The sequence below is a fragment of the Rhodoplanes sp. SY1 genome (assembly GCF_046000175.1).
Taxonomy (GTDB): Bacteria; Pseudomonadota; Alphaproteobacteria; order Rhizobiales; family Xanthobacteraceae; genus Rhodoplanes.
On the sequence record NZ_JBEOMB010000393.1, the window covers coordinates 1 to 507 of the forward strand.

General features: G+C 66.7%; 1 protein-coding gene. It reads right to left on the reverse strand.

The genetic code is table 11. The annotated features are described in order from the left end of the window. Window positions 1-442: hypothetical protein (locus ABTU92_RS29890; RefSeq protein ID WP_408095168.1), on the reverse strand; the 442-nt coding region annotated here is incomplete at its 3' end. Window positions 443-507: the final 65 nt, after the last annotated feature.

Below are 507 nucleotides of genomic sequence, written 5' to 3' on the forward strand. Positions count from 1 at the left end.
CCGTCGCGACGGCCGCGATGTCGAGAGTCCGCTGCCACGCTGCGTCGCGCTGCTCGGCCGTCTCCATCGAATCGTTCGGCGTTCCCCCAGGGATCAGCACGCAGCTCGGCTTGAGCTTCGGCAGATCGACCGCCGCGCGCGCGGCGTACTGCGTCGAATACTGCGATCCCCAGCCGGAATTCACCCACGACACCGGACGCGCCAGTGTCGACAGGGCGGAGCACACCTGCCAGCCGTAGCAATTCGACGAGGCGACGGTCCTCGATCCGAGCATCAGGCTGTCACCGATGCCGACGACGGTCTCCGATCGCACCTTCGGCATCGCCTGGATGATGACGGGCGGGAGGAGGCTGACCCCGAGCACGTTCTCGTCGAGCGTGCAAACGCCAGGGGACAGCGTCCAAAGGTCGGTGAACGTGTAGCCCGTCGGCGGTGCCGGCACTGCCGTCGACCACAAGGTCAAATCCCATGACGTCTGCGCTTGGACGCACCCGAGCATGTAGGGAC